We start from the raw sequence: 25,672 nt of genomic DNA on the forward strand, positions 1-25,672 counted from the left end.
TTTTATAATTAAATATTATTGTTCAGCGATTAATTCTGAAAGCACTTGTTTAAAGGTATCCACAGGCTGTGCGCCTGTAACTGCACTTTTTCTATTAAAAACAATAGTTGGCACAGAATTTACGCCCATGTTTTTCCAATAGTCTTGTTTTGTTCTAACTTCTTTACGGGCTTCTTCATTGTCTAGTTTAGCTAAAGCTTCGTCAGCATCTAAACCAACTTCTAACAATGCAGCTCTTAAAACATCATGTTTAGAGACATCTTTACGATCACTAAAAAACGCTTTAGTAAGTGTCATTTTTAGTTCTGTTTGTTTACCAAAATCTTTAGCATATTCTAATAAAACGTGTGCGTCAAAAGTGTTGACCATACGCATGTCATCAAAATAATCGAAAGTAAACCCTAATTCAGCCCCAACTTCCTTCATGTGTTGTTTGGACTGATTTTGTTGTTCTATTGTAGAGCCATATTTTTCTGTAATATGTTCGTTTACATTTTGACCTCCGGCAGGCATGTTTGGATTTAACTCAAACGGTTGCCATTCTATTTCTACTTGATCTTCAACACCAAGTTCTTTGATTGCTTTTTCTAAGCGTTTGTATCCAATGGTACACCAAGGACATACAACGTCAGATACGATATCTATTTTAAGTTTTTTTGTCATAATTAAAAAGTTACTAGGTTACTAATTTGAAGTTGTCCCTCTACGTTACTATAATTTTTGACATCAGCAGCAAACGTTTTTGCATGAGGTCCAAAAGCAGCTTGAAAAGCAGCAACATCATAAAATTTTAAATGTGCAATAGCGACATAAGGAGCAGGCTCTCCCGGAACTCTGCTAGCAATACCTAAGTCTAGTTCTAAACCTTTTAAGGCATCACCAAGTGCATTAACAATCATTGGTAAATGACTGTTAGTGTAGTAATCAGAATCAAACGTGACGTCTTTACCGTTTGGGTACATTACAGATACTTTTATCATAATATGTTTTTTATAAAATTAGTAAACCTTCTGTAAAAGTAACAGAAGGTTTACAGCTATTTATTAGTAATAATGGGATACTCTTATTTTTTCCAAGCAAAAGCTTTGAAAGCATCATCAACAGGTGTGTTGGCAATGTGGTTTGTATAGTTACTAATTACTTTTTGAGATAACCCTAAAATAATTTCTAATACTTGTTGCTCACCATATCCAGCAGCATAAAAAGTTGTTAAATCGTCTTGCGTTACATTACCACGGTTTCTAACAATTGTTAATGCCATTGTGCGTAAAGCTTCTAGTTTAGGATTTTCTAAAGCTGTTTCGTTACGTAAAGCTTCTGTGATTGCATCATCAACTTTCATCATTTTTGCAATTCCTGTGTGTGCAGGGACACAATAATGACATCCGTGTTCAACATTTATTGCTTGCCAAACCACAGTCAATTCTTCTTCATTAAAAGATGTTTGTGTAAATAACTCATGTAATTGCTGGTATGCGTCTAATAATTGAGGTGCTCCAGCTAATACGCCATGTAACCCAGGAATCATCCCGTAAGCCTTTTGAGACTTTTCTAATAATGGTTTTGCTTGTTCAGGAGCAGAGGCGATGTTGTGAATTTTTAAAGTTGTCATAATTATTTTTATTAATTGTTTGTTAATTTTTCTAAACGCTCGTTTAGTTATTGTTTAAAAAAAATGATTTTAAATTGTTTTAAAAATCATTTCTATATAATCTTCTATTTCTTGTTTTGTATTTACCCTTGACGCAGCAGCTAATCCGTGCTTTGCTAAAAGTAAAAAGTTAGCTTGTTTTAATATTGTCGCTTCGTCTTTATTGTTATCCAATGCTAACTTTTGGATAATAATATCTTTTAGATTAGCCATAAAAGCAGTCATTTGTGCTTTCACTAATTCATCTTCAGTTTCAGAAAACTCATTATACGTGTTTGTTACTAAACAGCCTTTTATATTGTCGCTTTTAAAACTAGAACTTACAGAATCGTAAAAAAAATGTTTGATGTCTTCAACACCTTGTGTTCCGTTTTTTAACTTTTCTAAAGTCACACTGACTTTTGCTTTGTATTGTTTTAGGCTTTCTAGAAATAAACCATGTTTACTTTCAAAGCTAGAGTAGATGGAAAACTTATTAATGCCCATTGCTTTTTCAAGCATCTGCATAGATGTGTTTTCGTAGCCATTACGCCAAAACAATTGCATTGCTTTGTCAACAACTTCCTCCTCTATATATTGCTTTTTTCTAGCCATTATTTTTAATTACACGACAAAACTAACTAATCGGTTAGATATAATAATACACTTTAACATTTATTTAGTTTTTAGCTTTTTATAAAAGCGTCTTATCTTATTGTAAATATAAGTATTGGTTTTTACGTAATAAAATGAAATAAAGCAAACAACCACTATAAACACTATCGCTCCAAGGATGGCTTGGGTTGGATTTAAACTCTTGTATAAAAAGTGTTTTAAGCTTAAACCTGTAAAACTACCGTAGATAATCATAAAATGAATCACATAAATAGACAATGTTTTTTGTCCTATTTTAGTAATTATAGCTTGTTTAAGGTACGTTTCAAAAGTGTAGAATATGCCAAAGATCACTAATACATTACCTAGTCTACTAAACAAATAATTGTAGTTAGCACTTTTATTAAATAACGGAATATCAAACAGGTTATCCATAAGTTTTAAACCCGCACTGGAAAAAAATATTAATGCCAAACCAACAACCAGAAAACCAATAATTTTTAAAGGTTTGTAGTTGTTTTTATGTCCAAACTTGAAAAATAATACAGCAATAAAGCCACCAAAAGCAACAAAGCCAAACCATGGAATAATAGTAAACACAGAGCCATTTTGCTGACTTATATAATTAACAAAAAGGATTGGTGCATCCGCTAGATTTAAAGTGCGGTACAACGGTTCAGAAACAAAAATACCACACCCTAGAATTAAGAAGAGTAGTGCTAAAACCCATTCGTTTTTAAAACTAATTTTATATAATAAGATTAAAATTAATAGCGATAACCCTATGCATTGCAGGACATCCACTTGTAGGAAATTCATGTTAACTTTACCATACATCAAGCTTAAAAACGAGAATCGTAAGGCATAACCTAATATAATAAGCAATAGCCCGCGATTAATTCCTTTTTTAATTCGCTCGCGTTCTGTGCCTTTTTCTTTAGCTTTTAATAATAAAAACACAAAGACTAATCCTGTAATTGTAAAAAAGGTAGGTGCGGTAATCCCTCTAAAATAGGCCCATACATTGTAAACCGTATTAGAGGTGTCTCTATAAATCGGGTTTAAAAGCGAATCTATAAAATGACCTTGTAGCATCATTAGTATAGCAAAAGCTCTAACAGCATCAAGAAAAAATAGTCTGGTTGGTTTCAAGTAGTAATATTTGTTAGTCATGTAAAGATAATAGTTATATTTAAAGTCTAAAACTTTAGAATAATATGTACGATAAAATAAATGAGTGGGTTGGAGATTTTGCTTCTTTTGTTTGGGGTTTACCTTTACTAATTTTATTAATTGGAGGTGGATTATATCTATTGATATTATCTAAATTTTTACCATTTAGGTATTTGGGACATGCCATACAAGTCCTTCGTGGTAAGTATGATAACCCAGAAGACACCGGAGAAATCACTCATTTTCAAGCCTTGACAACTGCGTTATCCTCGACCATTGGAATGGGGAATATTGCAGGAGTAGCAGTGGCCATTTCTATTGGAGGGCCAGGCGCTGTATTTTGGATGTGGATTAGTGCAATAGTAGGGATGTCTACCAAGTTTTTTACTTCAAGTTTAGCTATAATGTATCGTGGTAAGGATAGTGAAGGTAATACCCAAGGTGGTCCAATGTACTTTATAATGGAAGGATTAGGTAAAAACTGGAAACCGTTAGCTATGTTTTTTAGCGCCTGTGGATTAATAGGTGCATTACCCGTTTTTAATGTCAATCAATTAACGCAAGCCATCAACGATATTGTCTTAAAACCTAACGGAATTACTGTAAATTTTACCTCAAATTTAATCATAGGATTGGTATTAGTAACTATTACTTCAGTGGTTATTTTAGGGGGTTTAAACCGAATAAGCAAGGTGGCATCTAAACTAGTACCTAGTATGGTATTACTATATTTTGTGTTGATACTTATTATTTTGTTCGCTAATGCGGAAGTCGTGCCAACTTATTTTAAATTGATTTTCACAGATGCTTTTGCAGCAGAAAATTATAAAGGAGATGCTTTTTTAGGAGGTCTTTTAGGTGGATTGATAGTTTTAGGTATCAGACGTGGTGCATTTTCAAACGAAGCAGGTATAGGTACAGCGCCCTTAGCGCATGGTGCAGCAAAAACTAACGAGCCTATTCGCGAAGGTTTAGTAGCTATGTTAGGACCTGCAATAGATACATTAATTGTATGTACACTTACTGCTTTAGCTATTTTAGTAACTGGTGTTTGGGAAACCACAGATGCTAATGGAGTTAGCTTAACAGCAAAAGCATTTAGTAGTGCAATGCCACTTTATGGTAAGTATCTATTGTTAATATGTATTGTTGTGTTTAGTGTATCGTCACTGTTTTCGTATTCTTATTACGGAAGTAAATGTTTATCCTTTTTAATAGGAGATAAAAACAAACACTACTACAATTACTTTTATATAGTCAGTATTATTTTAGGAGCAACAACATCTTTAGCTTTAATGATTAATTTAATTGATGGTGTTTTTGCATTAATGGCAATTCCGACAATGACAGCAACTTTAATCTTATCGCCAAGAGTAATAAAAGCAGCAAAAGATTATTTTAAGAGGATGAAAGAGGCAAAACAAGTTTAAGCTTTATTTACGGACGCCTTAAATTGTTGAGGCGTCATTAGTTCCATTTTTTTAAATTGTCTATTAAAGTAACTGGTATTATTAAAACCAGATTTAAAGGCAATTTCAGACATTCTAAAATCTTTAGATTCTTTAATTAGCTTTTTAGAAAATTTAATCTTTTCAGAATTTATATAATCAATAGGAGAGATGCCTAAGGTATTTTTAAATTGTTTATGGAAGTGCGACGTGCTCATGTAAGCTTTTTTTGCTAATAGATTCACGCTTATATCTTTATTAGTTAAGTTGTCTTTTATGTATTTAATAACGGTGCCTATTCTGGTGTCGTTAAAAACCTGATTAGGATCATTAATAATTAAAGACTTGGCTTTGGTTTGTAATAGCCTAACAATTAATTCCTGAATCATTAAATCCAACAACACATCCTTAGATTTATTATTGTTTGTAAAAGTGTAAGTCAGGCGTTCTATTAAATGATTAACATCTGTGTTATTTATTAAGTGTGATGTGGTTTCATTTAAATCCCAAGTATTATTCTCATTTTCAATAGCGACTTGTTGATTAAATTTTTCAACAACCTCATCAATTTTAAAGGCATCAATTCCCAAAGCTAAACATTGTGTTGGGTTATTTTGTGTTGCATTTGGAAAGTCAATAACCATTTCTTTATTAGAAGGCATAACTACAGATTCGCCTGGAAAAAAATCAAAAGGATCATAACCATCAATATGCATAACTTTTTGGCCAGTTAACATGCTTGCTATAATTGGAAAATTAAATGTCAACGAGACTTTTTCCGCGAAAGCGTGTGTCTCATAGATATTAAGTTCTGCATAGTCGGCACTATAAGTCGTTCTGTTTTCTACTAAAGTGGTTAGTTTTCTGGTATTTAGATGTTGATTTAAAAGCGGTTTCATAGTCAATATTACAAAATTTTAGTCAGCAGATCTGTTAATAAGAGATATGTTCACAATTATGATAAATACGTGCAATAAACTTCGGATTTGATAAAATAACTTTATCAAAACTAAAGATAATATATTTTTTAGAACAGAAAATTATCTAATTACTAATTTAACATCAATTTATATGAGTTATTCTAAACCTAAGTTTAAAGAGAAATATGCTAATTTTATTAATGGAAAATTTGTCGCTCCTATTGGTGGGCAATATTTTGAGAATACCTCACCAATTGATAATAGTTTAATTGCAAAATATCCGCGTTCTCAGAAAGAGGATGTCGAGCTGGCTTTAGATGCTGCCAATGCTGCCAAAGAAGCTTGGGGAAATACCTCAGCAACAGAGAGAGCCACGTTATTAAATAAAGTAGCCGATATTATTGAAGTAAATTTAGAGGAGTTTGCAGTTATGGAAACCTGCGATAATGGTAAACCTATCCGTGAAACTTTAAATGCAGATGTCCCTTTGGCAATAGATCATTGGCGTTATTTTGCAGCGTGTATTAGATCTGAAGAAGGAAGTGCAACCGAGTTAGATCAAAACACATTATCCATGAATATTAAGGAGCCTTTAGGTGTTATTGGTCAAATTATACCATGGAATTTTCCGTTATTAATGTTGTCTTGGAAACTACCGCCAGCATTAGTAACAGGTAATTGTGTGGTTTTAAAACCTGCAGAACAAACACCCTCTACAGCAACATTATTAATGGAGAAAATTGCAGACGTCTTCCCTCCAGGTGTTATAAATATAGTGCATGGTTTTGGACCAGAAGCCGGAAAACCATTAGCGTCAAGCGCGAAAGTGGATAAAGTAGCCTTTACAGGAGAAACAACAACGGGGCAATTAATTATGCAATATGCTTCTAAAAACTTGAATCCTGTAACTATGGAATTAGGTGGTAAGTCTCCAAATGTTTTCTTTAACTCTGTTATGGATCATGACGATGCCTTTTTAGATAAAGCTATTGAAGGTGCGGTATTATTTGCTTTTAATCAAGGAGAAGTTTGTACTGCACCTTCTAGAATATTGGTTCAAGAAGATATCTATGATGCGTTTATGAAACGCGTTGTGGCGCGCACAAATGCCATTATACAAGATAACCCATACGATGTAAATACAATGGTTGGGGCACAAGCTTCTAAAGATCAGCATGAGAAAATACAATCGTATTTTAAAATAGGTAAAGACGAAGGTGCCAAAGTATTATCCGGGGGATCTGCAAATAATCTAAGTGGTAATCTAGCAAATGGGTTTTACATAAAACCAACCTTATTAGAAGGTCATAATAAAATGAGAGTCTTCCAAGAAGAAATTTTTGGACCGGTAGCTTGTGTGACTAAATTTAAAGATGAGGCTGAAGCGATTGAAATTGCTAATGATACGCTTTACGGACTTGGAGCAGGCGTTTGGACTAGAGATGCACACCAATTATATCAAATTCCGCGTGCAATAAAAGCGGGTCGTGTTTGGGTAAACTGTTACCACGCGTATCCTGCGCATGCACCATTTGGAGGTTATAAAAAATCTGGATTTGGTAGAGAAAATCATGTGATGATGTTAAACTACTATCGTCAAACTAAAAACATGTTAATCTCTTATGATAAAAACAAATTAGGGTTCTTTTAGTAGTTATTTAGAAACGTTTTATTAGTAACACAAAAGGCTGAGTTTAGTTAATTCAGCCTTTTTTAATACATTTAAGTTATGGAAAGAGTAGCAATTACAGAAGCAGCAATAACGGTTTTGGAACAACTAAAAGCAAAACATGGCGATTTAATTTTTCATCAAAGTGGCGGGTGTTGTGACGGGTCTGCGCCTATGGTTTTTGAAAAAGGGGATATGTATCTGGATGAAAGCGATGTGTTGTTAGGAACGTTAAAAGGCGTTAATTTTTATATGAATCAAGATCAATTTGAATATTGGAAGCACACACACCTTACTGTGGACATAACAGAAGGTCGTGGTGCTAGCTTTTCTTTAGAAATCCCTTTAGGACTTCGGTTTTTAATTCATTCTAGATTATTAACTACAGAAGAGGAGGCTTTTTTTAATAGCTGATTTCAGATAGGTATTCCGATTTTAATAATATAAGCTCTAAAAATCAATGATATTGTTGGTTTTAGGGCTTTTTTTTGGGGTAATAATTAATTATTTAACAATTTGGTTTTTATTTTATTGCTAAATTGATATATTTATGCTAAATTAATATACATGACTGTAGATTTATGTCCCAATTGTGGATCAGACCATTACATTAAAAGCGGAATTGTTAACGATAGACAGCGTTATAAGTGTAAAAAATGCAACTATTTTTTCTCTGTTAATAAGATCGGTAAGAAGATAGATGACTACTACGTTAACAAGTCACTGCAATTATATTTAGAAGGATTGACTTATCGAGAAATCGAACGCATTTTAGGGATCTCTCACGTCAGTATCATGAATTGGGTGAAAAAGTACAATATTAAACGCCCTTATAATTCTAATTACCATCCAACCTATAAGATTTTAAACGCTACAGAACTGGGTATTTATTTTAGTAATGCTCAAAATATTAAAGGCGCAGGTGTTGTTGTTACTGAGTTAGGGGATAAATTTATGTTGATTAAATGGGAGCGTTTTAAAGATTAGTATAATAAATTAACAGATAAATATATTAATTTTCTGTTAACACATTGTTTTTAAGAGCTTAGTAGTGCACACAAAACCAATTAACTACTAATTAATCCTTTAAACAATGAAAAAACAAACCCTATTATTGGCAGGACTCTTTTTAATGTCCTTTCAATTAATGACCGCTCAAGGCTCTCCCGATTATGATGGAGGTCTTAAGTTTAAGTTTAACGAAGATGGTTCTAAATATCTTCGGCTTATTTCTTGGGCGCAAGTCCAAGCTAACTATAATACAGACGATACATTTGATGCAAACGGAAACGAGAACAGTAAATTAAATTTTAATTTACGTCGTGCTCGTATTTTAATGTTTGCACAAATTAATAAAGACTTTTTAATCGTAACACACTTTGGATTAAACAGTTTAACAAGTTCTACATTAAGTCCAACAGGAAAAGGAGATGGTTCTCAACTCTTTTTTCATGATGTTTGGGCACAATACAATTTAGGTAAAGACCATACTGTTGGTGGTGGTTTACATTATTTTAATGGTATTTCAAGACTAAATAATCAAAGTACACTTAATATGATGACGTTGGATAACAACCGTCAATCTTGGGCAACCATTGGTTTATCCGATCAATTTGCGCGTCATTTAGGTGTTTTTGCAAAAGGTAAATTTGATAAGCTTCAATATCGTGTCGCTATTAATGACGCTGCGGTATCAACATTGGACGGTCGCACAGCAGTTGCTGGTGGAGACGCAGTTTATAATGGTCGTGCTACTTTAGGATCTAAAGATGCGGGTAAAACATACGCCGGTTATTTTGATTATAATTTCTTAGATCAAGAATCTAATTTTCTGCCGTACAAAGTAGGAAGTTATTTAGGAGGAAAAAAGATTTTTAATATTGGAGCAGGGTTCTTCTTGCATCCAAAAGGATCTGTAATTGATACTGGTACAGCATTAACACCAAACTTAGAAGGTGAGGATATTTCAATCTTTGCAGTAGATGCTTTTTATGATGCGCCACTTGGTGATAATGGAAGCGCAATAACGGCTTATGCGGTCTATCAAAATAGCGATTACGGTAAAGATTACTTATACAGTGCTTATGGTACTGGAAGTATGATTTATGGTCATGTTGGTTATGTCTTTAAAGGCGATGTTACAAAAACAAGATTTCAACCTTATGTAAGTTACGGTACGCATAGTTATGATGCTGTAGGTGATGACAGATCTATATTAGGTGTTGGTGTTAACGCTTATATGAGTGGACATAATTCAAAATTAACTTTAGAATATAAAAACCAAGAATTTGGGGCTTTAGATGCAAACACTATTTCGCTTCAAGCTATGATTTATCTATAAAAACTAACAACTATGAGTGATAAACAAAAACACGCGTCAGCGTATTGGAAAGAAAATATTAAATATTTGGCAATACTTCTTGTCATATGGTTTGTGGTATCCTTTGGATGTGGCATTTTATTTAGAGAAGAGTTAGATCAATTTAGACTTGGAGGATTTAAACTCGGTTTTTGGTTTGCCCAACAAGGATCTATATATGTATTCGTGATTTTAATTTTCGTATACGTAAGATTAATGAACAAATTAGATAAAAAATACGGTTTTGACGAGTAGTCTAAACTAATAACTTAAAAAATAAGATATTATGAGTGTACAATTTTGGACATGGTTATTAGTAGGAATTACTTTTGCCTTATATTTTGGAATAGCAATTTGGGCCCGAGCAGGCTCAACTAAAGAGTTTTATGTTGCTGGTGGAGGTGTTTCTCCGTTAGCAAATGGTATGGCTACCGCAGCCGATTGGATGAGTGCAGCCTCCTTTATTAGTATGGCTGGTATTATTTCCTTTTCAGGGTATGATGGCTCAGTTTATCTTATGGGATGGACTGGTGGTTATGTACTGTTAGCGTTATTATTAGCACCTTACCTGCGTAAATTTGGTAAGTTTACAGTGCCAGATTTTATTGGAGATAGATATTACTCAAACACAGCAAGAACAGTAGCAGTAATTTGCGCATTAATTGTATCATTTACATATGTTGCAGGTCAAATGCGTGGTGTAGGTATTGTGTTTTCTCAATTCTTACAAGTAGATATTAATATAGGTGTTATCATTGGGATGACGGTTGTTTTAACTTTTGCGTTATTAGGGGGTATGAAAGGAATCACATACACGCAAGTCGCACAATATTGTGTCTTGATTTTCGCTTTTATGGTGCCTGCATTTTTTATCTCTTTACAAATGACAGGAAACATTATTCCTCAAATTGGAATGGGAGGTAAGGTTGAAGGTGGTGCTTTTCTATTAGATAAATTAGATTTATTACATACAGAACTTGGATTTAACGAGTATACTAGCGGAACAAAATCTACTTGGGATGTTTTTGCAATTACATTAGCATTAATGACTGGTACTGCAGGATTACCGCACGTAATTGTACGTTTCTTTACAGTGCCAAAAGTAAAAGATGCCCGTAAATCTGCTGGTTATGCCTTATTTTTAATTGCTATTTTATATACAACAGCACCTGCAATTGCAGTATTTTCAAGAACTAATTTAATTGAAACGGTTAGTAATAAACAGTATAAAGAAATTCCAGAATGGTTTAAAAACTGGGAAAACACTGGGTTAATAGCGTGGTCTGATAAAAATGGAGATGGAAAAATCCAATATGTTGCAGGTGATGCTTTATCAAGTAAAAAACCAATATATACGGATGCTAGAGGTGCAAGTGGAGAACGTATCGTGTCTAATGTTAGTGATGCTTCAAACGAGCTTTACGTAGATAGAGATATTATGGTATTGGCAAATCCAGAGATTGCAAACCTACCCAATTGGGTTATTGGATTAGTCGCAGCCGGAGGATTGGCAGCAGCACTATCTACAGCAGCAGGATTGTTGTTAGTAATTTCGACATCTGTGTCTCACGATTTAGTTAAAAAACAATTAAAGCCGGATATTTCTGATAAAGACGAATTGAAAGTCGCAAGAATCGCCATTTTTGTAGCCATCTTAATTGCGGGGTACTTCGGTATTAATCCGCCGGGATTTGTCGCAGCGGTCGTCGCACTAGCATTTGGCCTCGCAGCAGCGTCCTTTTTTCCAGCTATTATTTTAGGAATATTTGATAAGCGTATGAATAGCGAAGGTGCTATTTCAGGAATGGTTGTCGGTATTGTTTTAATGTTATTCTACATGATGAAATTTAAACTCGACATGTTTGGTGGTGGTACAAAAGAAGATTGGTGGTTTGGTACATCTCCAGAAGGATTTGGTACTATAGCAATGATTTTAAATGTTGTGGTATCACTTGTGGTATCGCGCTTAACACCTGCGCCACCTCAGAATGTACAAGATATGGTTGAAAGTATAAGAATCCCTTCAGGAGCTGGAGAAGCTCAAGATCATTAAGGCATTGAGTTCGGTCTTTAATCGTTTTTAGCTTTCGCTAAAAATTAAAGAACTTAATTTTAATTTAGTTAGTATGCAAATCAGCATTACATTTATGTAGTGCTGATTTCTTATATTAGTAAAATAAACTAAATTCTGTTGCTCAAATCATGTCAGACTGAGCTAGGTGAAGTCTAATCAATAAATATATTTAGATAATAATTTCCAATGAAAAAACGCCACGAACAAAAGCTAGTTGTATTATCAATAGCATTATGTTTAATTTTTAATGTCCCATTTATCTTAGTCTTTAATTTTGAAGGTGCTATTTTTGGTATTCCAACCTTATATTTTTCAATATTTTCAATTTGGTTAGTATCTATCGTTATTTCATATATCGTATTAAAACGTCACTATGAATAACTACGCACTAATTGCCATAATTGTAATTTATTTAGCGGTGTTATTTTACATTGCTTTTCTTGGTGAAAAAAAGAAACAAAGCAAATGGGTTAACAATCCTTATGTGTATACGCTGTCTTTAGCAGTGTATTGCTCTGCATGGACGTATTACGGAAGTGTTGGTATTGCAGCAAATTCAGGAATTAATTTTTTACCAATTTATTTAGGTCCAGTTATAGCAGCGCCTTTGTGGATTGTTGTGCTTCGGAAGATTATTAGGATTTCTAAACAACATAAAATTTCAACTATTGCCGATTTTATTTCGCTACGTTACGGAAATAGTCGATTTCTTGGAGCGTTAGTAACCATAGTCTGTTTGTTTGGAACCTTGCCCTATATTTCATTACAATTAAAAGCAGTATCCGAAACGTTTGAGATTATGTCTGACGATACTAGTTATGTTTCTACAACTGTAATTGACGATTCTACTTTTTATGTCGCTTTGTTGTTAGCGATATTCGCTACTTTTTTCGGGACACAAAATGCGGATGCTTCCGAAAAACATAAAGGAATTATTGCTACTGTGGCTTTTGAGTCGGTTTTAAAACTAGTATTCTTTTTGGCTATTGGAGTTTATGTGACCTATTACTTGTTTGATGGGACTACAGATATTTATAATCAGATTTCAAAAACTGAAAATTTTAAACAACTCACCACGCTTAGTGGTGTGGAGGATGGTTTTAACTGGTTTTTCTTAATAGGATTGTCTTTTATGGCAATATTTTTATTACCGAGACAATTTCAGGTTTCGGTTTTAGAAAATAACAGAGAAAAACATCTTAAAAAGGCTATTTGGTTGTTCCCATTGTATTTATTATTATTTAATCTGTTTGTTATTTTTATAGCTTGGGCAGGTAAAATCACGTTTGGATCGACTCAGAATGCAGAATATTACTCGTTATTATTACCATTAGAAAATGGGAATTCGTTTTTAGCAACATTAGTTTTTCTAGGTGGTTTCTCAGCTGTAATATCAATGGTTATTGTGTCCACTTTGGCATTGTCTACTATGGTGAGTAATAACTTGATTATTCCTTATGGATTTTTAGATAAGTTTATAAAAAATCAACCAGAACGAAACTCTAAGTACATCAAGAATATCCGACGTATTTCTATTTTTACAATCATTATTACAGCCTATTTTTTCTATGTGTTATTCTCAAAAGAATTATCGTTGTATTCTATTGGTTTAATATCGTTTGTTATTATCTCGCAATTAGCGCCTTCCTTTTTTATAGGATTATATTGGAATCGAGGGGCTTCTAAAGCAGCAATTATAGGGATATTAGTCGGTTTTTTTATAGCGGTGTATACATTAGTGTTACCTTTTACACTTCAAGCTTACACAGGTACGGATGATTTTACGCAACTTGGTTTGTTCGGTATTTCAGCTTTAAAACCTTATGCGTTATTTGGTATTGATTTTTTAAGTCCGCCTGCGCATGCTTTTTTCTGGAGTATTACTTTTAACATGTTATGTTATTCGGTGTTTTCATTAACCTCAAAAGGAAATTACAGAGAGCGTAATTATGCTGAGATGTTTGTGGATAGTAATAACTTTACGACACTTCAGGATAATGCATTGGTTTGGAAAGGAGAAGCTTACGTTTCTGATATTAAAAGTGTATTAATTCGGTTTTTAGGTGAAAAAAGAGCCACTCGTGCGCTGACTATATTCTTCACTAAATACAAATTACCTCAAGACACACAATTAGCGGATGCTAGATTAATTAATTTCTCAGAAAAATTGTTAACAGGAAGTATTGGTTCGGCTTCAGCCAAAATATTAATTGCCAGCGTAGTCAAGGAAGAGCAAATTAGTTTAGTCGAAGTTTTAAAGATTTTAGAAGAGTCTAAAGAAAATATCGTCAGTAATAAAGTATTAATAGAAAAATCAAATGAATTATCTCAGCTATCTTCAAAGTTAAAAGAGGCTAATGATGAATTAATAAGTAAAGATAAGCAAAAAGACGAATTTTTAGACACTGTTGCGCATGAGTTAAAAACACCAATTACTGGTATTAGAGCTGCAACAGAGTTGTTGATGGATGAAGACGATGATATGCCACAAGACATTAAGGCACAGTTTTTAAAAAATATCCTTCAAGATTCCGATCGTTTAGGACGCTTAATACATAATATCCTTGATTTTGAAAAGTTGGAGACAGGGCGTTTGCACTTGGATTTACAATATCAAAATATCCAGAAAACAATACACAAAGCTACTAGTAGTATTTCTCAGATAGCAGCTAAAAAAGACGTTAAAATAGTTAATAAAAACCCACATGCGTTTAGTACTAACTATGACGAGGATCGTATTCTGCAGGTATTAACCAATTTACTGTCTAATGCCATCAAGTTTTGTAATCCAAAAACAGGAGTTATTGAAATAGATTATAAGCTAGGAAATCAAATGGTAGAAATATCTGTAACAGACAATGGTAAAGGAATTCCGGAAGAAGATCATAAGTTTATTTTTGATAAATTTTATCAGTCAAAACACCAAAATACCATCAAACCACAAGGCAGTGGATTAGGTTTAGCAATTACAAAACAAATTGTAGAAAAGCATAACGGGAAAATTTGGGCAAAAAAAGACGTTAAAAATGGCGCAACGCTTGTTTTTACCATACCTTTTAAGTAAATTGTTGTCGTAAAGTATGAAGAAGAAAATTTTAATTGTTGACGACGAGCCAAATATTGTTATGTCGTTAGAATACACTTTCAAAAAACAAGGTTTTGAAGTGTTTATTGCAAGAGATGGAAGTGAGGCTTTAGAGATATTAAAACATCATATTCCTAACGTGGTTTTGTTAGATATTATGATGCCAAACGTTGATGGTTTTCAAACCTTAACGCAAATTAAAAATACAGATAGTTTAAAGGATACCAAAGTGGTGTTTTTAACTGCGAAAAATAAAGCTTCAGATATTGAAAAAGGTTTAAAACTTGGAGCAGATAAGTATTTAACAAAACCTTTTTCAGTAAAAAAAATAGTTTCAGAAATATTGGAACTAATGACTTAAAACAGTTTTTTAAGTTTATTTAAAATTGGTTTTGTGTGCAAACAAACTAAGTTTAATTAAAGTTTAAAGACATGAAATTTCACATCAACCCATTAGCGTCAGATATTATAATTAGTATTTATATTATCGCTACGCTTTATCTTAGGTTTAAATTTGAAAGTCAAACCTATACAAGCCCAATGCTCTCAATTGTTTTGGGACTCTGTTTTGTGCTTATAATCTATGCACTTGTCAAATTAAAAGTACTTAATCCCAACTGGTTCGGCTTATTTAATTCTAAAAAAGCCTAGCTATGTATTATCAAGAATTTTATAGAAAAAGTATAGACCAACCAACGCAATTTTGGCAAGAACAAGCTATGCAATTGGAGTGGCTTAAAGTGCCAAAAACCATATTGTCTAAGGATAAATATGACTATGATCAATGGTTTGAAGATGGGCAACTTAACTTAAGTTATCTGTGTATTGATAAACATATCAAGGAGGGTTTTGGCGATCAGAATGCTATTATTTACGACTCTCCTGTAACTAATGTAAAACAACATATTACTTTTAATCAATTACATCACGAAGTGTCAAAACTTGCAGGTGGATTGCAAAGTTTAGGATTGCAAAAAGGGGATACATGTATTATTTACATGCCAATGATTCCGCAAGCGTTATATGCTATGTTAGCTTGTGCTAGAATAGGCGTAATACATTCGGTAGTATTTGGTGGTTTTGCACCACATGAGTTGGCTATCAGGATAGACGATTGTAAACCAAAAGCAATTATAACAGCATCCAACGGAGTAGAGATTCAGAAAATAATACCTTATAAACCATTTGTAGATCAAGCCATCACTAAAGCCAAAAACAAACCAGAACACGTTATCGTTTTTGATAGAGCCTTAGGTGTTGAGATTCCGAAGAAAAGCTACGATATAGATTATACAACTTTAGTAGAGGCATCGCCCTCCATTGCTGCTGTTGCTATAGAGTCTACACACCCTTCATATATTTTATACACATCAGGAACAACAGGCACACCAAAAGGGATTATAAGAGATACAGGTGGTTATGCAACCGCTTTAAAATTCGCTATGAAATACATTTATGGCGTAAACGAAGGCGAAACATTTTGGGCTGCAAGTGACGTTGGATGGGTTGTAGGACATAGTTTTATTGCTTACGGACCATTATTAAATCGAAACACAACCATTCTGTTTGAAGGAAAACCCATCAAAACACCAGATGCATCGACTTTTTGGCGTGTGATTAGCGAGCATAATGTAAAAGCAATGTTTACAGCGCCTACCGCTATTAGAGCAATACGAAAAGAAGACCCAAATGGGCATATGTTAAAGCGTTTTGATTTGTCGTGCTTAAAATATCAGTTTTTGGCAGGAGAACGTTGTGATGTGGCTACTTTAAAATGGGCTGAAGAAAAATTGAATGTACCAGTAATTGACCATTGGTGGCAAACAGAAAGTGGTTGGCCAATGATTTCTAATATGGTCGGTGTAGGACTACAGGAAATAAAACCAGGATCAGCAAGTTTGCCTGTAAGTGGTTATGATATCCAGATTTTAAATGAAGAGGGAGAAGAGGTACAGTCTAGTATAGAAGGCTACGTTACTGTAAAACTACCTTTACCACCAGGTACATTAAGTAACCTATGGGGGAATCCAGAGCGTTTTAAATCTGGGTACTTAGAGCGTTTTCCTGGCTATTATTTTTCAGGAGATGGTGGTTATAAAGACGAAGATGGTTATGTATTTATAACCGGTCGTGTAGATGATGTTATTAATGTGGCGGGTCACAGATTATCGACTGCAGAAATGGAAGAAATTGTGTCCTCGCATAAATCGGTAGCAGAATGTGCTGTATTTGGTGTCCATTGCGAGCTTAAGGGGCAAAAACCATTAGGGTTAGTGGTTTTAAAAACAGAAACAGCTTTAGATAACGATGCGATTCAAAACCAAATAATACAAGCCGTTCGTCAAGAAATTGGTGCAGTCGCTTCTTTTAGAGAGGTGTTAGTTGTAAACCGATTGCCAAAGACACGAAGTGGAAAAATTCTTCGTAAATTGTTGCGTAATATCGCAGACGAACAACAGTATAATATACCATCAACCATTGATGATGTTACAATTATAGACGAAATAAAAATAGTATATAAAACCCATAGTATTGGGATTCATAAATAAGCTATCGATACAATGCTCTTAAAATGGCATCACTCTATCTTATTAGACCAGAAGATAACGTCACATCGAGTGATTTTTAAAGTATGAAAAAATTGTATCGAGATCTATAAATATAAAAAACTATTTATCACACTGAGCGGAGTCGAAGTGTCTAGAAATAAAAACTAAATTAATAATATAAATATCCCACTAAACACAATCAACGTGTTTAATAAATTAAACTAATTATGAGTAATTATCACATAAAACATTTAGAAGAGTACTACCAAGTTTATCGTAAATCCGTCAGAAACCCAGAAAGCTTTTGGGAAGAAATCGCAGAAGAGCATTTTATGTGGCGTAAAAAATGGGACAACGTTTTAAGTTGGGATTTTTCTAAGCCTGAAGTTAAATGGTTTGAAGGCGCTAAATTAAACATTACAGAAAACTGTTTGGATAGGCATTTATATACAAGAGGAGATAAAACAGCAATTATTTTTGAGCCTAACAGTCCAAAAGAAAAAGCGCTTCATATTACATATAGAGAATTACATGAGCGTGTTTGTAGATTCGCCAACGTACTTAAAGAAAATGGAGTAGGTAAAGGCGATCGTGTTTGTATTTACTTACCAATGATTCCAGAATTAGCAGTCTCTGTTTTAGCATGTGCCCGTATAGGTGCGATACACTCTGTAGTTTTTGCAGGGTTTTCTTCAACAGCATTAGCAACCAGAATTAATGATAGTGATTGTAAAATGGTAATCACATCAGATGGGTCTTATCGTGGCGCAAAAACAATCGACTTAAAAGGGATTGTAGACGAAGCTTTAGAGGACTGTCCAGATGTAAAAACAGTATTGGTAGCAAAACGTATCAATTCAGATATAAACATGCAAGAAGGTCGTGACCAATGGTTACAACCGCTATTGGATGAAGCCTATCACGATTGTGATCCAGAAATTATGGATGCAGAAGATCCATTATTTATTTTATACACCTCAGGATCTACCGGAAAACCAAAAGGAATGGTACATACCACAGCAGGATATATGGTATATACTGCGTATACGTTTAAAAATGTATTTCAATACAGAGAGGAAGATGTGTATTGGTGTACGGCAGATATAGGTTGGATTACAGGACACAGTTATATTGTTTATGGACCATTATGTAATGGAGCAACAACCGTTATGTTTGAAGGGGTGCCAAGTTATCCCGATTTTGGACGTTTCTGGGAGATTGTAGAAAAACATAAAGTAAGTCAGTTTTATACAGCGCCAACCGCAATTAGAGCACTCGCAAAAGAAGGAGTAGAGCATCTAGAAAAACACGATTTATCGTCTCTAAAAGTCTTAGGTACCGTAGGAGAACCTATAAACGAGGAAGCTTGGCACTGGTATGATGACAATGTTGGTAAGAAAAAAGCACCAATTGTAGATACTTGGTGGCAAACCGAAACTGGAGGTATCATGATTACACCAATTGCATTTGCTACTCCAACCAAACCAACCTACGCAACCTTACCTTTTATCGGGATTCAACCAGCATTAATGGATGAGCATGGACAAGAAATTAAAGGGAATCAAGTGGATGGGCGTTTATGTATAAAATTCCCTTGGCCAAGTATAGCTAGAACCATTTGGGGGAATCACCAACGCTATAAAGACACGTATTTCTCGGCTTATGATAATATGTATTTTACAGGAGATGGAGCATTACGTGATGAGGTTGGGTATTATCGTATTACAGGTCGTGTAGATGATGTGATTATCGTATCGGGACATAATTTAGGAACTGCACCAATCGAAGATGCTATTAACGAGCATCCAGCGGTATCCGAAAGTGCAATTGTAGGCTTCCCGCACGATATTAAAGGAAACGCATTGTATGGTTACGTAACGCTTAAAGAAACAGGAGAAAGTAGAGATCATGTCAACCTGCGTAAAGAAATAAATCAAATTATTACAGAGCAAATAGGACCTATCGCTAAGTTAGATAAAATTCAATTCACAAACGGATTACCTAAAACACGAAGCGGAAAAATTATGCGACGTATTTTACGTAAAATTGCTAGTAATGAAACCGATAATCTGGGGGATACAAGTACATTACTAAATCCAGAATGTGTGCAAGATATTATGGATAATGTATTGTAATGTCATTTCGAGAAGGCACGACGAAGCAATCTTGAATAATGACATGTAAAACTATTATTTGGGCATTACACTTTTCCGCTTAAGCTACAAAGTGTCGGGCTATCCGTTATATCTTTTGCTAAAAGGCAAAAGGATGCCACTACTATCCCTAATGCAAAAAACGCAACCTCAAAAAGGTTGCGTTTTTTTTTATAATTTAAAAAAGAGTTTAGAGTTAAGTAAGCCCACAACAGTAAGTATTCCTTCCCTTTTTTTCAGGGAAGGTGGATTCATGCTTTCTAAAAAGCATGGATTCGGAAGGGTTTTCTTGGTAGTAAAAACAACCACCTCTTTCTTTAAAATTCCTTTTTACGGGAATTTTAAATTCATTCTCCTCCTTAAAAAATAGGAGGAGAATTTTACTCGACTGTTCTTGCGAGTCTCTTTTTGTTGTATTTTCTAAATATTATTTTAATTTAACCACAACAGTAGGTATTCGGAAGGGTTTGACATAAGAGTAATCAAACCTCAATATGCTCACAATAGTAAGTATTCCTTCCCTTTTTTCAGGGAAGGTGGATTCATGCTTTCTAAAAAGCATGGATTCGGAAGGGTTTTACCACTATTAGTTACCTAAAAACTCAGAAGTAATGTGTTTAATTATGATATCGATCATATATAATCAAACTACGATGGTATTTAAGTCAATTTTAATATAACTCTTAAATTATATAGCGATATTTGCAGTGACAAGCAAATATGATAAACATTAGAGAGTATATAGAAAAAACAGTTGCCGTTTCTGATGCAGATTGGCAGTTATTTTCTTCTAAATTAAAAGTCAGAACGTTTAAAAAGAAAACGACTATTCTTGGGGTAGGAGAGACTGAAAACTATATCTCGTTTATTGAGGAAGGTATCGCACGCTTTTTAATTCCGAAGGAAGATGAAGAAAAAGATTTAACCTTTGGATTTTGTTTCAAAAACGAATTTGTCAGTGCTTATGATTCTTTTTTAACAAGAAAACCATCACTTTATCAGTTACAAGCGTTATCGGACATTACAATGTGGAGTATCTCTCATGAAGATTTACAAGAAGTGTATGAGAAAAGTTTTGCAGGTAATGTTATTGGACGTTTATCCTCAGAACGCTTATTTTTAATCAAATCAAAACGTGAGCAATCCCTGTTAAACGAATCTGCAGAAGAGCGTTATCTTAATTTGTTTACAGAACGTCCTAACTTAATAAAAGAGATTCCGTTAAAGTATGTAGCATCTTACATTGGGGTTACACCACAAGCGTTAAGCAGAATAAGGAAACGTATTTCTTAACTTAGGTTCATTTTTATTCAACCTATTATTATAGACCTTTGCAAAATTAAAGCAAGGACTATGACTATTATTATATTTATTATCATTTTATGGTATACAGGTTTGTTCTTTCAAACCTTCTTTTTACACAGATACGCAGCACACCAAACGTTTACAATGTCTAAATTTACAGAGCGCGTTTGCTTTGTGCTAACATGGGTATTTCAGGGATCTAATTATTTAAGCGCCTATGGATATGGAGTAATGCACAGGATGCACCATGCCTATGCGGATACAGAGAAAGACCCACACTCACCTAAATACGATAGTAACTTATTTACTATGATGTGGCGTACTAAAAATATTTATCAGGATATTAATAAAAAACGTATTGCAGTAGCAGATAAGTTTACTAAAAACGTACCACAATGGAAAGCGTTTGACAAAATAGCGAGCTCTAGAATTTCAAGATTATCTTGGGCTACAGCTTATATTGTGTTTTTTATTGTTTTTGCAACTGCTTGGTGGCAATGGTTATTTTTACCTGTAGCCTTTTTTATGGCTCCAATCCATGGTGTTATTATTAACTGGTTTGCTCATATTTACGGATACCGTAACTTTAAAGTTAGCGATACTTCAAAAAACTTATTACCAATAGATATTTTAATGATGGGAGAAGGCTATCATAACAACCACCACTCGCATAGTGGACGCGCTAATTTTGGTGTACGTTGGTTTGAAATTGATTTTACTTATTTAATAATGGTGGTTTTAGATAAACTACATATTATTAAAATCAAGAAAACAGTAAACGTCTAGACTCTTGGTCTTAAATGATTTAAAATAAACACTATATTTTTTGTCAAACAGTTTAAACTAACTAAAAATTAGTTGCTATTTTAGAGGAATGAAATTTATAAAATATTCATTCCTCTTTTTTGTGTTCTTATTTGTTGTAAACAAAGGGTTTGCACAACAAAAAACAGATAGCATAGCTTATTATGTGACTAAAATAAGTCAAGTAAATACTAGTAATGACTTAGAAAAAGCTTATCAATTTTTTCAAAATAATAAATTGAATGCTTTAAAAAACAAGCACAAAGTACAAGTCGTTTATAATCTTTTTCAATTATCTAAAATAGACTATAAATTTGGGTTTTATAATACAAGCGAAGCAAATGCTGTAGAGGCATTATCTATTTTAGATCAGATAAAAAAAACAACATATAATAACACACTTAGGCGATCGCTTTACAATCATTTAGGAAAAGTTTACAAAGAAAAAAACATGTATACTTTGGCTTATGATAAGTATAATCAAGCTTTAGCATTGACTACAAGTGCATTGGATAGTTTAATTGTCTACAATAATATCTCTAATATATTAAAAGATAAAACAGATTTTGTAGCTGCAGAACAGTTGTTATCTAATACATTAAATATGTTTAATCGTGTTGAAAGTCCTATTGAAAAAGCTAGACTACTAGATAATTTAGGTTTAGTTCAGCTTAAGCTGAATAAAGAGAGTGCTTTTAACACATTAAGTCAAGCCTTAGCACTTAGAGAGGCTTCTAAAAGTACGTTAAGCTTATACCCAAGTTATAAAAGTTTTTCTAAATATTATTTAGCACATAAAGATACTGCACAAGCTAAGGTTTTTGCGCTCAAAGCATATAATGTCGCAAATCAGGTTAATAGTTTGTCTTATAAGTTAGATGCAATAAAACTAAGATTACAATTAGGGGATTATGAGTTGTCTAATCAGTATTTTAAATGGAATGATAGTTTGGAGTTAGTTAAGCAGCATAACCAAAACAAGTTTGCATTGTTAAAGTACAATGTTGGTCAAAGTGAGTTAAAGTCGCAAGTAGAAAAGACCAAAAAGCAGCAGTTTCAATTTATAGCACTGTTAATATTAGTTGTTGCTATTTCTCTCTTTTTTATATTACAATCAAAGCATAAAAAAGAAAAGCTACAAGAAGTGTATGCTACTGAAACTCGGATTTCCAAAAAAGTCCATGATGAGGTTGCTAATGATGTATATCAAGTAATGACAAAACTACAAGGTCAAACTATAGAAAAAGAAGTTGTTTTAGACGATTTAGAGCATATTTATATAAAAACTAGAGATATTTCTAGAGAAAATAGTACAATTGATGTAAACCAAGATTTTGAAGATTTACTGATAGATTTATTACAAAGCTATAAGAGTGAATCTGTTAATATCATCACCAAAGACATCTCTAAAATAGATTGGAAAACAGTTTCTGAAATCAAAAAAACAACTATTTATAGGGTGTTACAAGAATTGATGACTAATATGAAGAAGCACAGTCAAGCATCCATCGTCGTTTTGGTGTTCAATAAAAAAAATAAAAAAATAGAAGTAAATTATAAGGATAATGGCGTTGGAAGCGCAGAAAAAAAACAAAATGGTTTGCAAAATGCGGAAAACCGTATTCAAAGCATAAATGGAACAATTACATTTGACTCAGATATTAACCAAGGCTTTAAAGCCTTTTTTATTGTGTAGCGTATGTTTGAAAAAGTATTGATTTCTGATGATTTAGGAAGTATTAATCAAGGTGTAGTAACGGTATTAGATAGTTTAGCAATTAAAAACGTCCATCAAGTCCAGTATTGTGACGATGCGTATCTTAAAATTAAGAAGGCTAGCATGGATCAGGAGCCTTTTGATTTACTAATTACAGATTTATCCTTTGTGTCAGATCATAGGGATCAAATATATAGTTCTGGTGAAGCATTAGTAAAAGCGCTGAAGCAAGAATATCCAGAGTTAAAAATCATAGTATATTCCGTAGAAGACCGCTTACAGCGCGTCAGAACGTTAATAAATAACTACAATGCTAACGGCTATGTTTGTAAAGGTAGACGCGGTTTGATCGAGCTAGGTAAAGCTATTACGTCTGTATATGACAATCACAGCTATTTATCTCCTCAGGTGGAGCGTGCGTTAAGTCCAAAATCTAATTTAGAAATAGACGATTACGATGTAGAACTGATACGTCTGCTATCTCTAGGATTATCTCAAGAACAGATAGGCACTCATTTAAAATCTAAAAACATATCTCCAAACAGTTTAAGTTCTATAGAAAAGCGTTTAAATAAACTTAGAATACAGTTTAAGGCAAATAATGCTATTCATTTAGTGGCTATTGTCAAGGATTTAGGACTAATTTAAAAATAAAAACACCTGTTTACGGGAAACCGTAAAATACAAACTAAGAGAATGCTTAAAATTGCATGTTATTAGTTAGTAATTTTTTTAAAAGGGAAAATTAGAGGCCGACAGTAATGTTTGCCTCTTTTTTTATGGTTTGCGGTTTTCCGTAAAGAATACCGTTTTAATCGTTTTATTTTTGAGCAGACTTTGATTAAAATCTTGATAGGAATCCTTTTAGTACTACTCTAAACTATAGATAACTTACTAATAAAAGGATTGAGTTAATAGAGATAAAATAGCTATTAATCAATGTTGTTCATTTATTTTAAAGCCTTACGTAATAACCAGTAAGGCTTTTTTTTAGGACTATAATTTAAAAAACGAACCGCTTTATGTGGTGTTTCTCTGTCTTTCTAATTTTATGATTAATCTAATAAAATGATTATTACCGTGTTTGTATTATCATTTTCACTACATTTAAATCACAATTGTAAAATTAATTTATAAAACATAAAGTCATGGCTAAGTCTCAAGATTCAAAGAAGAATGTAAAAAAAGAAGCAACATTAACACCTAAAGAAAAAAAAGCAGCAAAATTAGCTAAAAAGGCGGCTCGTAAATAATAGCTTAATTATAGAATAACAAAAACCACTCTAATTTAGAGTGGTTTTTTCCTTTAAACACTATATCTTTAGTGTTGTAAAAGGATATCAATTTAAAAAGAATTAAAACGCTTAAAACTATGGATATAAAATTAGCAGTACTTATTGATGGAGACAATATACCATCCGCTTACGTAAAAGAAATGATGGAAGAGATTGCTAAATACGGTAACCCTACTATAAAACGTATTTATGGCGATTGGACCAAGCCAAATCTTAACAAGTGGAAAAGTTTATTGTTAGAAAATGCAATAACGCCAATACAACAGTACGGTTATACCACAGGTAAGAATGCGACGGATTCTGCTATGATTATCGATGCTATGGATATATTATATTCTCAAAAGGTAGATGGTTTTTGTTTAGTGTCTAGTGATAGCGATTTTACGCGTCTTGCAACGCGTTTACGTGAAGCTGGCATGAAAGTATATGGGATTGGAGAAAAGAAGACACCAAATCCTTTTATAGTGGCTTGTGATAAGTTTATTTACATCGAAATACTTAAAAATCTATCTGAAGACACAACATCTGAAGCAACCACTAAGTCTGCGACACCAAAAAATAACTACGATACCATTACTGCAAAAGAAATTAAATTTATAACCTCTACCATTGATGATGTTGCAGATGATGATGGATGGGCTTTTTTAGGAGATGTTGGAAGTTTGTTACAGAAGAAACAGCCTAATTTTGACTCAAGAAACTATGGCTTTCAAAAATTAACACCGTTAATTAAATCGATTCCTGCAATTGAGATTGAAAGGAGAGAAGCGTCAAAAGGGCGTACAAAATTAATTTACGTTAGAATAAAAGAGGTCAAGTCTAAAGTTAAAAGTCGTAAATAGTATAACTAATAAATGATTATCTAAAACATAATAC

23 protein-coding genes are annotated in these 25,672 nt (G+C 33.3%); 17 read left to right on the forward strand and 6 right to left on the reverse strand.

Annotation, left to right across the window (positions count from 1 at the left end):
- Positions 1–15 precede the first annotated feature (15 nt).
- From CXF54_RS02795 to CXF54_RS02815, 5 genes are all read right to left on the reverse strand, one after another.
- The gene (locus CXF54_RS02795) at positions 16–663 is read right to left on the reverse strand and encodes a DsbA family protein (RefSeq protein ID WP_101202360.1); all 648 of its coding nucleotides are present in this window, start codon (positions 661–663) and stop codon (positions 16–18) included.
- Positions 664–665: 2 nt separating this feature from the next.
- Positions 666–980, reverse strand: coding sequence for an EthD family reductase (locus tag CXF54_RS02800; protein ID WP_101202361.1), 315 nt, complete (start codon positions 978–980; stop codon positions 666–668).
- 83 nt (positions 981–1,063) lie between these two features.
- A complete protein-coding gene (locus tag CXF54_RS02805) occupies positions 1,064–1,612 on the reverse strand; it encodes a carboxymuconolactone decarboxylase family protein (protein ID WP_101202362.1) in 549 nt (182 codons plus the stop codon).
- A 69-nt stretch (positions 1,613–1,681) separates the two neighbouring features.
- Positions 1,682–2,245 (reverse strand): TetR/AcrR family transcriptional regulator, encoded by a 564-nt coding sequence (locus tag CXF54_RS02810; RefSeq protein ID WP_101202363.1) that lies wholly within the window; start codon positions 2,243–2,245, stop codon positions 1,682–1,684.
- 60 nt (positions 2,246–2,305) lie between these two features.
- Positions 2,306–3,397: a heparan-alpha-glucosaminide N-acetyltransferase domain-containing protein gene (locus CXF54_RS02815; protein ID WP_101202546.1), complete on the reverse strand. Its 1,092-nt coding sequence runs from the start codon at positions 3,395–3,397 to the stop codon at positions 2,306–2,308.
- 65 nt (positions 3,398–3,462) lie between these two features.
- On the opposite strand from CXF54_RS02815, the gene CXF54_RS02820 reads away from it, so the two are divergent.
- Complete coding sequence (locus CXF54_RS02820; protein WP_090838706.1) at positions 3,463–4,848, forward strand: alanine/glycine:cation symporter family protein; 1,386 nt, start codon at positions 3,463–3,465, stop codon at positions 4,846–4,848.
- Here CXF54_RS02820 and CXF54_RS02825 read toward each other — a convergent pair.
- On the reverse strand, positions 4,845–5,765 hold the full coding sequence (locus tag CXF54_RS02825) for an AraC family transcriptional regulator (protein ID WP_101202364.1): 921 nt from the start codon (positions 5,763–5,765) through the stop codon (positions 4,845–4,847). The two genes, CXF54_RS02820 and CXF54_RS02825, sit on opposite strands and share 4 nt — an antisense overlap.
- A 172-nt stretch (positions 5,766–5,937) precedes the next feature.
- Here CXF54_RS02825 and CXF54_RS02830 point away from each other — a divergent pair, with 172 nt between their 5' ends.
- The 16 genes from CXF54_RS02830 (at position 5,938) to CXF54_RS02915 (ending at position 25,638) form a co-directional block, all read left to right on the forward strand.
- Positions 5,938–7,437 carry an aldehyde dehydrogenase family protein gene (locus CXF54_RS02830; RefSeq protein ID WP_101202365.1) on the forward strand — a complete coding sequence of 500 codons (1,500 nt, stop codon included), beginning with the start codon at positions 5,938–5,940 and terminating at the stop codon, positions 7,435–7,437.
- A gap of 78 nt (positions 7,438–7,515) precedes the next feature.
- Positions 7,516–7,869 carry a DUF779 domain-containing protein gene (locus tag CXF54_RS02835; RefSeq protein ID WP_090838700.1) on the forward strand — a complete coding sequence of 118 codons (354 nt, stop codon included), beginning with the start codon at positions 7,516–7,518 and terminating at the stop codon, positions 7,867–7,869.
- Positions 7,870–8,022: 153 nt separating this feature from the next.
- The gene (locus tag CXF54_RS15680) at positions 8,023–8,442 is read left to right on the forward strand and encodes a terminase gpP N-terminus-related DNA-binding protein (protein WP_157823377.1); all 420 of its coding nucleotides are present in this window, start codon (positions 8,023–8,025) and stop codon (positions 8,440–8,442) included.
- 106 nt (positions 8,443–8,548) lie between these two features.
- Complete coding sequence (locus tag CXF54_RS02845; RefSeq protein ID WP_101202367.1) at positions 8,549–9,796, forward strand: hypothetical protein; 1,248 nt, start codon at positions 8,549–8,551, stop codon at positions 9,794–9,796.
- Positions 9,797–9,808: 12 nt separating this feature from the next.
- Positions 9,809–10,069, forward strand: a complete 261-nt coding sequence (locus CXF54_RS02850) for a DUF4212 domain-containing protein (RefSeq protein ID WP_090838695.1) — start codon at positions 9,809–9,811, stop codon at positions 10,067–10,069.
- A 31-nt stretch (positions 10,070–10,100) separates the two neighbouring features.
- Entirely contained in the window at positions 10,101–11,867 is a 1,767-nt protein-coding gene (locus tag CXF54_RS02855) for a sodium:solute symporter family protein (protein ID WP_101202368.1), read from the forward strand.
- Positions 11,868–12,074: 207 nt separating this feature from the next.
- Complete coding sequence (locus tag CXF54_RS02860) at positions 12,075–12,269, forward strand: hypothetical protein (RefSeq protein ID WP_090838691.1); 195 nt, start codon at positions 12,075–12,077, stop codon at positions 12,267–12,269.
- Complete coding sequence (locus tag CXF54_RS02865; protein WP_101202369.1) at positions 12,262–14,952, forward strand: sensor histidine kinase; 2,691 nt, start codon at positions 12,262–12,264, stop codon at positions 14,950–14,952. The genes CXF54_RS02860 and CXF54_RS02865 overlap by 8 nt, the downstream gene beginning before the upstream one ends.
- Positions 14,953–14,968: 16 nt before the next feature.
- Complete coding sequence (locus tag CXF54_RS02870; protein ID WP_101202370.1) at positions 14,969–15,334, forward strand: response regulator transcription factor; 366 nt, start codon at positions 14,969–14,971, stop codon at positions 15,332–15,334.
- Positions 15,335–15,626: 292 nt separating this feature from the next.
- Positions 15,627–17,522 carry an acetate--CoA ligase gene (locus CXF54_RS02880; protein ID WP_101202371.1) on the forward strand — a complete coding sequence of 632 codons (1,896 nt, stop codon included), beginning with the start codon at positions 15,627–15,629 and terminating at the stop codon, positions 17,520–17,522.
- A gap of 227 nt (positions 17,523–17,749) precedes the next feature.
- Entirely contained in the window at positions 17,750–19,657 is a 1,908-nt protein-coding gene (gene acs, locus CXF54_RS02885) for an acetate--CoA ligase (RefSeq protein ID WP_101202372.1), read from the forward strand.
- A 738-nt stretch (positions 19,658–20,395) separates the two neighbouring features.
- Positions 20,396–20,968, forward strand: a complete 573-nt coding sequence (locus tag CXF54_RS02895; protein ID WP_101202374.1) for a Crp/Fnr family transcriptional regulator — start codon at positions 20,396–20,398, stop codon at positions 20,966–20,968.
- A 60-nt stretch (positions 20,969–21,028) separates the two neighbouring features.
- Positions 21,029–21,766: an acyl-CoA desaturase gene (locus CXF54_RS02900; protein ID WP_090838675.1), complete on the forward strand. Its 738-nt coding sequence runs from the start codon at positions 21,029–21,031 to the stop codon at positions 21,764–21,766.
- Between the two features lie 88 nt (positions 21,767–21,854).
- Positions 21,855–23,480 carry an ATP-binding protein gene (locus tag CXF54_RS02905; RefSeq protein ID WP_157823378.1) on the forward strand — a complete coding sequence of 542 codons (1,626 nt, stop codon included), beginning with the start codon at positions 21,855–21,857 and terminating at the stop codon, positions 23,478–23,480.
- A gap of 3 nt (positions 23,481–23,483) precedes the next feature.
- A complete protein-coding gene (locus CXF54_RS02910) occupies positions 23,484–24,149 on the forward strand; it encodes a response regulator (RefSeq protein WP_101202376.1) in 666 nt (221 codons plus the stop codon).
- A gap of 724 nt (positions 24,150–24,873) precedes the next feature.
- A complete protein-coding gene (locus tag CXF54_RS02915; RefSeq protein WP_090838668.1) occupies positions 24,874–25,638 on the forward strand; it encodes an NYN domain-containing protein in 765 nt (254 codons plus the stop codon).
- Positions 25,639–25,672: the final 34 nt, after the last annotated feature.

Origin of the sequence: Olleya sp. 1-3, from assembly GCF_002836085.1 — a bacterium.
GTDB classification, from domain to species: Bacteria; Bacteroidota; Bacteroidia; order Flavobacteriales; family Flavobacteriaceae; genus Olleya; species Olleya namhaensis.